This is a genomic window from Shinella sp. M27, from assembly GCF_049199905.1.
GTDB lineage: Bacteria > Pseudomonadota > Alphaproteobacteria > Rhizobiales > Rhizobiaceae > Shinella.
This window is the reverse complement of record NZ_JBLZPK010000060.1, coordinates 12089-20408: the sequence shown is the minus strand read 5'-3', so window position 1 is coordinate 20408 and position 8320 is coordinate 12089. Positions and strand designations below refer to the sequence as shown.

The window sequence follows — 8320 nt, the reverse complement described above, 5'->3', positions numbered from 1 at the left end:
CAACGTATGGTCTGTATTGGGAAGATCTGCGTGAGCACCGCCGCTAAAGCGGGCTAACGGTCATTTCCAGCTCTGATAGTCCGCAGCCGTGCAGCCGAAGGGGGCGGGGCCGTCGCCGAAACGGCTTTGCAGCTGGCTGCAGCCCCAGCGGTTGAGCGCTTCGGGCATCATGTTGTTGATGTCCATTCCCGGCGAATTGTACTGCGAGGGCGCGCTCATCACGTACCACAGCCAATAGCCGAAAATGCCGCCGACGATGAGGAGAATGAGAAGCAGGAACAGGCCGAGCCGGCGCGCCAGCGACATACCCTTCTTGACCGGAGCAAGGGTGGCGGCGGTCTGGTGGTCGGCTGATGCTGCGGCAGCATGAAGCGGGGCGAGCGCATCCGCACGCTCCTGCGCGGTCAGGTCGATCCGCTCCAGCCGGTCGTCGAGCAGCACGGGAAGCGCGGTCTTGCCGTGCCAGACGGCAAGGGCGACCGCATTGCTGCCGGCATCGCCAACGATGATCGGTTCTTCCCCGTTCTCGAAGCGGGTGAAGGCGACGCGCTTGGTCTTCCGCTCGCTCAGACGGTCGGCATAGGTGACCGCGAGGCGGCCGCGCTTCTTGTCGATCCCGGTGATTTCGACCGGGATGACGGTCAGCGGCGCGGGATGGCGCAGCTGACCGCGAACGCGCAGGATGCGCAACGCGAGGAAGATCATCGCGAGGCCGCCGCCGCCGAGCAGAAGCGTGAAGGCGGCCAGCGTGATGATCCGGTTCCACAGCATATCAAGCCCGAGGCTGATCGTGGCGAGATCCGGATGATCGGCCGAAACGACAAGGCCCGTCTCGTAGTCGCCGGTGTGGAAGTCGACGAACATGACCTCGACCTCCTTCTCATAGCGCTGGCCGTCGTGCTGGTAGGAAAGATCCACTTCGCAGGTCGTGAAGACGGCTTTGCGCGTCGTGCAATTGCCGCCGATCGTGCCGTCGATGACGAGCGGATTCTGGCTGATCGTGTAGTCGCGCAGAATGCCCGGCCCTTCGGTCATCGCCATGAAGACGGCAATGGCCAGCAGGATGGGGATGGAGAAGTAGTAGGCGAAGGGGATGGAGATGACCCCGCTTTTGATGGCGAGGGGGCGGGCGGGAAGCTTGATCGTGGGAAAGGTCATTTTCTGCCTGAAAGTGATTTCGCTGAAAGGGGTTGATAGACGAGGGACGGCACAGGCCGATCATTCATTCGCAAAGAAATTTTGCATTGCGGCAGTGGATCAAGCAGTCACTCATATCTCTGAAAAACCCACCCTGCCGTTGCGATTGTCGGCCACGGAAGTCTAGCTTAGGGCAAAATGCAGGAGATTTTCATGAGCAGATATTTGGTTCTTATACTTTCCACAATCGGCTTTCTGGCCGGCGCGGCGTCGTTTGCCGGTGCCTTGGAGCTGGAAAAGGTTGCGGGCCATACGGTCGAAATCCAGGAAAAGGATTTCGAGAAAGCCCTCATTGTTGATGGGCGGGAGCTGCACAAGAACCAGATCGTTTTCCTGGATGATGTCTATGCGTTCGGCGACACCACCGTGCTTGTCGGCACGAGCTCCGGCGGCGGCAATGCCTGCGACGGCTCGCCTTTTGTGCTGTCCTTTCCCCGCAGTGGTGCGCCCAGAATAGATGGGCCTATCGACAATTGCGCGTCCGTATCCTGGCAGGTTGACGGCGCGAACATCGTCTTTTCGACGGGAAATATTCCCGGCCGGGAAACGGAGCGCTGGCAGTGGACCGCCGAGCGGGGCATAGCGCCACTTGCTTCCGTCGCCTTCCAGCCGGATGCGGCGAGTGGCTGGGGCAATCTGCGCGAGCGCACCTTCACGCATCCATCCGACGCCTTCGCCAACGGCGAGATTGCTGCCAGCTTCAAGATGGTGCTCGGCTCGGATTTTCAGCAGTTTCAGGAGTTGATGACCGGCGTCGGAAGCGGCCAGTTCAAGGGGGATGATTTTGTCGGCACGGCGTGCCGGCCACATGCCTGCCTCGATGAGGCCGGGCTGATTTTCCTGTCCTCGAGCGACCGCCACGTCTATGTGGCCTGGAAGCCGGTCGACGGGAAAATTGCGGTCTTTCCCTCGCCCGTGAAGGACTGGCCGGAAAAGGCCAAGGTCGAGCTTCGGGAATGGGCGAAGCAATGGCCCTGATATCGCGCGCCTGCACCCCAGTCGGCTAGTCGCCCGCTGACAGACCGGTGCGTCCGGCGGTGCCGAACCCGCGAAGCGCCCAGCGACTGCCGTCGCTGCTCAGGGACAGCATGCCGAGGGGCGCGACATCGATGCGCCGGATCGACGTCAGCGGCGCGTCAACCACATGAAGAAACAGCAGCTTGACGATGATCGCATGGGTCACAGCCAGCGTGTTTCCGCCCGTCGCGCGATAGGCTTCCAGCCAGTCCACCGCCCGGGCCTGCGCCGTTGCGAAGGATTCACCGCCATGCGGGGCCGATGCAGGATCCGCCGACCATCGCTCCAGGTCTGCAGGCCAATGTTGCGCGACCTCCGCGACCGTCCGGTTGTCCCATGCGCCATAGGCGATATCCCTGAGGGGCGGGCAAAGGCTCGTTTTGACAGAGAATGCAGCGGCCGTTTCGGAGGCAGGGCGTTCGGGCGCATGTAGGACCGTATCGAAAGGGCGCAGGTCGCTGGCAAGCACCTTCAACCGCGTCTGCTCTTTGGGCAGCAGGGCATCGGCAGAGGTAAACCGGGATTGCTGGTTGGCCTGGGTAGCCCCACGGCACAAAATCGTCAGGCGGGTGGCGCGATTGGCCATCGGTTTCGGGGCTTCGGCTTCGCTGCTCAAGGTCTGTCCATGCTCCATGCCTTAAACGGGCAGGATATTCGCTGCGCGCCCGACAGCAGTCATATCATGTCGGCAGGCCAGTGAAACTCTGAAGCCGCTGCGGGTCGCTACAAGGTTCAGGCGCGGTCAAAGAAAAGGGGCGCGTTGCGCCCCTTCATCTCACGTCGGAGAATCGTCCCGTCTTATTCGGCATCCGGCGGCAGATCGATCATGCCGAGGGCCTGCAGGTAGGTGTCGAGGATGGCTTCCTGTTCCATGCGCTCGTCCTTGTCCTGCTTGCGGATCTGGATGACCTTGCGCAGGATCTTCGTGTCGAAGCCGGTGCCCTTGGCTTCGCCGTAGACGTCCTTGATATCGTCCGCGATGGTTTTCTTTTCTTCCTCGAGACGCTCGATGCGCTCGATGAATGCGCGAAGCTGGTCGCGTGCGACGCCGTGGGCATCCGACATGGTCTTCTCCTTGGGTGGACTGGGGATGGTCTAAAATTCGAAGGCCGTGACTTGCCGCGAACTTCCGTCAAGATCAAGGCCTATCGCACGCTCCTTGGGGTTTTTCATGCCGCCGTGGCGTCATTCCTTCGGGCGGTTGACCTCGAAGGCCGCCTTCTGGGCGCCGCTCGCCTCGCGCTGGTACCGTTCACGCCATTCCTCATAGGACATGCCGTAAACGATCTCGCGGGAGGCCTCCTTGTCGAGGGCAACGCCCGCTTCATTGGCCGCATCGCGATACCAGTTCGACAGGCAGTTGCGGCAGAAGCCGGCCAGATTCATCATGTCGATGTTCTGCACGTCCGTGCGCTCGCGCAGGTGCCTGACGAGACGCCTGAAGGCGGCGGCCTCGAATTCGGTCTGCTGCTCTTTGCTGAGTTCGGTCATCTCAATAGGGTCCGGTGCGGGAGGGGTGTATCTCGTATGTGTGCAGGGCGGGATCGGCATTCAACCGCGAAAAGATCGGTGCGAGGCGATCGACCCAGCCGGCGATCCCGGCGTCGTCGCCGATCTCGTCCTGGCGGATTTCGATGAGGGCATGCGCGATGCCCGGCTTCATGCAATGGCGGAACATCGTATCGCCGCGCAGCGCCCCGTCATAAGGCTCGTTGTCGCCTACCACCACATTGCCGAGACCCTCCAGTTCCGAGAGCAGCGGGCCGACGGCGCGATGGTCGCTGTCCCAGAGCACCGTCACCTGCCACGGGCGGGGCGTGCCCTTCCAGGCCGGCGTGAAGGAATGCATGGACATGACGAGCGGCGCTTTGCCCGTGCGCTTGGCCACCGCATCGATCGTGCGCGACACGGCGTCGTGATAGGGGCGGTGATAGGTTTCGAGCCGATATTGCCATTCTTCCAGCGTGATCGGGTGATTGCCTGGAATGATCGCGCCGTCGGAAATGCGCATGACGAGCGTCGGGTCGTCCTCGCCGCGGTTGGGGTCGATCAGCAGGCGGGAGAAGCGGCTCATCACGACCGGCGCGTTCAGCCGGGCGTTCAGGCCGCGCACCACGCCCTCGACGCCGATATCGTAGGCGATGTGGCGCTCGAAGGCGCTTTCCGGCAGGCCAAGGCGGCCGTAGCGTTCGGGCAGGAGATTGGTGGCGTGGTCCGCCAGGATGACGAGCCCGAGGCCGAGGTCGCCGTCAATGATCTCGAAGGAAGGATGGTCCCGCATGCCCTTGGCCGAAATTATACCGCTCATGCCGACTGATCGCATGGGCCGATCCGGCCCGCAAGCCGCGGGGCCTGGGGTTGCAGGAAAGATTCCTTCTTCTTTTGTGAAATTGTAATCGATTAGTGTTGCGTTGACATTCATGCCCCGTCGTCGCAAGAAAGCGCATATTCAAATCAACGGAGTTCCATTGGAAACCGTGCGAGCCAAGAGCTATAGCCCCTTCGTCCCGAAAGCCACGCGCCTTCTCCAGGCCGGCCTTTTCACTTTTGCGGGCTTCCTCGCCCTTTCCGTGCCCGATGAGGCGAAAGCCGAGTTCCGTGTCTGCAACGGCACGCAGAACCTCGTCGGCGTCGCCATCGGCTATCGCGCCAAGGAAGGCTGGATGACCGAGGGCTGGTGGCAGGTGCCGGCTACGACCTGCGCCACGCTGATCGAGGGCGAACTGCAATCGCGCTACTACTATCTCTATGCCGAAGACGCCGCCCGCGGCGGCCGCTGGACCGGCGATGTCAACATGTGCGTCGCCGAGAACGAGTTCAAAATCACCGGCGTGCAGGACTGTTTTGCCCGCGGTTTCCAGCGCATGGGCTTCAAGGAATATGACACGGGCCGACAGGGAAGCTGGATGGTGCAGCTTTCCGATACGCCAGGGACCCAGGAAAGTCAGAACTGATGAGACGGAACAGAAAAGTCAAAATCCTCGCCACGCTCGGACCTGCATCCTCCGACGAGCAGATGATCCAGAAGCTGCATGAGGCGGGAGCAGACCTGTTCCGCATCAATATGAGCCATGCCAGCCACGACGTGATGCGCACGCTGATCAGCCGCATCCGCGCCGTCGAGGCCCGCTGTGGCCGTCCCATCGGCATCCTCGCCGACCTTCAGGGCCCGAAGCTGCGCGTCGGCAAGTTCGCCAACGGTTCGGAAGAGCTGAAGCCCGGCCAGACCTTCACGCTCGACAACAAGGACGTGCCCGGCGACAACAGCCGCGTCTTCCTGCCCCATCCGGAAATTCTCGAAGCCGTGAAGCCCGGCCATCGCCTGCTGATCGACGACGGCAAGCTGCATCTGCGTGCCGAAAAGTCCGACGGCAAGTCGATCGTCTGCACGGTCGTTTCCGGCACCAAGATCTCCGATCGCAAGGGTGTGAGCCTGCCCGACACGCTGCTCGGCGTCGGCGCGCTGACCGAAAAGGACCGCGTCGACCTCGATGCGGTTCTGGCGACCGGTAGCGTTGACTGGGTGGCACTCTCCTTCATCCAGCGTCCGGAAGACCTGGCGGAAGTGCGCAAGATTTCGCGCGGCCGCGTCGGCCTGATGTCGAAGATCGAAAAGCCGCAGGCCATCGAGCGCATCGACGAGATCATCGACCTCTCGGATGCCCTGATGGTCGCCCGTGGCGACCTTGGCGTGGAAATGCCGCTGGAAGCCGTTCCGGGCCTGCAGAAACAGCTCATCCGCGCCTGCCGCCGCGCCGGCAAGCCTGTTGTCGTCGCGACCCAGATGCTGGAATCGATGATTTCCGCTCCGGTGCCGACGCGCGCCGAAGTGTCCGACGTCGCGACCGCCGTCTTCGAGGGTGCCGACGCCGTCATGCTCTCGGCCGAATCCGCCTCGGGCGATTATCCGGTCGAAGCCGTCTCCACCATGGCGTCCATCGCCAGCAAGGTCGAGCGCGACCCGCATTATCCGGGTATCATCTATGCCCAGCGCACGCCGCCGGAAGCGACCGGCGCCGACGCCATTTCGCTTGCCGCCCACCAGATCGCCGAAACGCTGAAGCTTGCGGCCATCGTCTGTTACACCTCGTCGGGCACGACGGGCCTGCGTGCTGCGCGCGAGCGGCCGGAGGTGCCGATCCTGGCGCTCTCGCCGGTCATCGAGACGGCGCGCCGCCTCTCGGTCGTCTGGGGCCTGCACTGCGTCGTCACTGGCGATGCCGAGGATCTCGACGACATGGTGAACCGCGCCTGCCGCATCGTCGTGTCGGAAGAGTTCGGCAAGCCGGGTGACCGCATCATCATCTCGGCTGGTGTGCCGTTGCGCACGCCCGGCGGCACGAACATGCTGCGCATCGCCTATATCGGCGCGGACGGCGTCAGCGGCGTCTGAGGCCGCGCTACTTTTCGTGATCTTTCGCAAGGCGGGCCTCGGCCCGCCTTGCTGATTCCTGGAGGTCGCGATCGCTGCCTGCGATCTTCTCGATCGCCTCGACGGCAAGATCCGTCACCACGTAATCCGGCTTGTGGCCGAGATTGCGAATCCAGACGAGTTCCGATCCCGCAATGTCACGCGCCAGCCCGCGCGAATGGATTTCCTCATAGACGACGCCATCCGTGTCGCCGGTGACGATCACCGTCGGCGTGCGGATCTCGTGGTAGCGCGGCTGTATGCGCTTCACGTAGTCGAGGAGATTGGCAACGTCGGTGGCATTGTTGCGGAAGGCGGCGGGGCGCAGCACCAGTGCGGGGGCGGTCGCCTCGATGTAATCGTCCGGCCGCGGGTTCGGGGCAAAGACGAAACGCGTGCCGCTATCGATGCGCGACAGGCCCACCGGCAGCGCGACGATGCGGCTGAACAGCCAGCCGATGACGGGTGCCCTTGCAAGGTCGTAGTACCAATCGACGCCACCCGGCCAGGGATGGGTGGCGGGGGCGAGGAACAACAGGCCGGCGGTCTTATCCGGGTGCTCCAGCGCAAAGCTTGCTGCAATCGCACCGCCGAAGGAATGGGCGACGATGATCGCCTTTTCGATGCCGCGCTTCTCCATCAGGCGGGCAATGGCGTTCGCCTGCCCGTCCGGCCAGGCATTTTCCGGCCCGCCACGTTCTGAGTAGCCGTGGCCTGGCCGGTCGATAAAGAGCATGGTCGCGCGGCCTTCGAGCCTGGCGCGGAAGGGGTGCATCTGGTCGCGCAGGTTGCCGCTCGCGCCGTGGATGAAGACGAGCGGCGGCAGGTCGGCCTTGTCGCCTGCCGGGACCAGCACGCTGTTCAGGCTGAAACCGCCGACGTCGATCAGCTCGCCGACATTGGGAAACTGCTGCTCGATGGCGCGCGCCTTCCACGCCGTGAAGGCGTAGCCAGCGAGCGCGATGGCGAAGGGGGCGGCGAGAAGGGTTGTCAGCATGAGGCGGAGCGGGGAGGGCAAGGAAGGGTCCGGTCGACGATGGAGATGACTACTCTACGCGGGCTGCGCGCGGCCGGTTCACTCCGGCGACGATCAGGTGCGCTGGCCGGTCAGCTTTTCCGCAAGGTCGCCCATTTCCTTCTGTGCCTGCCGTTCGGTCGGGTAGATATCGAGGAAGCGTTCCCACGCCTTCATGGCAAGCTCGTCACGCCCGCTCTGCGAGAGAATCGCGGCCATGCCGGCGAGCGCGCCGAAGTGGCGGGGCTCGATCTTCAGCACCTGGTTGATGTCGGACATCGACTTACGATAGTTGCCCATCTTAAAATGCAGCGTCGCGCGGCGGTTCCAGCCCTCGACATAGTCAGGCCGCAGGCGGATAGCCTCGTCGAGGAAATCGAGCGCAGCGGCGTTCTTGTCTTCGCCCATGGCCTTGTCGGCCCACTGGATCAGCAGATTGATGCTGGCGCTGCCGGACTCTTGCCATTCGCGGCGGATCTGGTTGGCGATGCCGGTGGCCGCATCCGGATCGGCCTCGCGCTTCAATTCGCCGAATAGCTTGTCCAGTCGCTGTGCTTGCGTGGTGAAGGCGCTGGAGGACGTGTCGAGCGAAGCCTTGTCCGCCGTCTGCGCGATGGCAACAGAGGGCGCGGCCATGGCGAGAGCAAGGGGAAGGCAGAGTGCGGAAACCATGAAAAAGC

The 8320-nt window shown here is 63.3% G+C and carries 10 protein-coding genes; 3 read left to right on the top strand and 7 right to left on the bottom strand.

All coding sequences use genetic code 11. The annotated features are described in order from the left end of the window. Positions 1–60: 60 nt before the first annotated feature. Complete coding sequence (locus tag ACOZK4_RS22120; protein WP_421593826.1) at positions 61–1158, bottom strand: hypothetical protein; 1098 nt, start codon at positions 1156–1158, stop codon at positions 61–63. A gap of 192 nt (positions 1159–1350) precedes the next feature. Between ACOZK4_RS22120 and ACOZK4_RS22115 the strand changes: the two genes are divergently transcribed. Next, positions 1351–2175, top strand: a complete 825-nt coding sequence (locus tag ACOZK4_RS22115; protein ID WP_421593825.1) for a hypothetical protein — start codon at positions 1351–1353, stop codon at positions 2173–2175. Positions 2176–2200: 25 nt separating this feature from the next. Here the strand turns inward: ACOZK4_RS22115 and ACOZK4_RS22110 are convergent, their stop codons facing one another. The 4 genes from ACOZK4_RS22110 to ACOZK4_RS22095 all read right to left on the bottom strand — a co-directional run bounded on the left by ACOZK4_RS22110 (position 2201) and on the right by ACOZK4_RS22095 (position 4522). Beyond that, the gene (locus ACOZK4_RS22110; protein ID WP_421593823.1) at positions 2201–2830 is read right to left on the bottom strand and encodes a histidine phosphatase family protein; all 630 of its coding nucleotides are present in this window, start codon (positions 2828–2830) and stop codon (positions 2201–2203) included. Positions 2831–3012: 182 nt separating this feature from the next. Beyond that, positions 3013–3279 carry a DUF2312 domain-containing protein gene (locus tag ACOZK4_RS22105; protein ID WP_117370542.1) on the bottom strand — a complete coding sequence of 89 codons (267 nt, stop codon included), beginning with the start codon at positions 3277–3279 and terminating at the stop codon, positions 3013–3015. 120 nt (positions 3280–3399) lie between these two features. Then, positions 3400–3705, bottom strand: a complete 306-nt coding sequence (locus ACOZK4_RS22100; protein ID WP_421593822.1) for a DUF1244 domain-containing protein — start codon at positions 3703–3705, stop codon at positions 3400–3402. Position 3706: 1 nt separating this feature from the next. After that, positions 3707–4522, bottom strand: a complete 816-nt coding sequence (locus ACOZK4_RS22095) for an N-formylglutamate amidohydrolase (RefSeq protein ID WP_421593820.1) — start codon at positions 4520–4522, stop codon at positions 3707–3709. 169 nt (positions 4523–4691) lie between these two features. Between ACOZK4_RS22095 and ACOZK4_RS22090 the strand changes: the two genes are divergently transcribed. Both ACOZK4_RS22090 and pyk read left to right on the top strand, forming a co-directional pair. Further along, complete coding sequence (locus ACOZK4_RS22090) at positions 4692–5168, top strand: DUF1036 domain-containing protein (RefSeq protein ID WP_421594147.1); 477 nt, start codon at positions 4692–4694, stop codon at positions 5166–5168. Further along, positions 5168–6607, top strand: coding sequence for a pyruvate kinase (pyk, locus tag ACOZK4_RS22085; RefSeq protein WP_421593818.1), 1440 nt, complete (start codon positions 5168–5170; stop codon positions 6605–6607). Before ACOZK4_RS22090 ends, pyk begins: the two co-directional genes overlap by 1 nt. A 7-nt stretch (positions 6608–6614) precedes the next feature. Here the strand turns inward: pyk and ACOZK4_RS22080 are convergent, their stop codons facing one another. Continuing rightward, on the bottom strand, positions 6615–7622 hold the full coding sequence (locus ACOZK4_RS22080; protein WP_421594146.1) for an alpha/beta fold hydrolase: 1008 nt from the start codon (positions 7620–7622) through the stop codon (positions 6615–6617). Positions 7623–7715: 93 nt separating this feature from the next. Then, the gene (locus tag ACOZK4_RS22075; protein WP_421594145.1) at positions 7716–8312 is read right to left on the bottom strand and encodes a hypothetical protein; all 597 of its coding nucleotides are present in this window, start codon (positions 8310–8312) and stop codon (positions 7716–7718) included. Between the last annotated feature and the right edge of the window lie 8 nt (positions 8313–8320).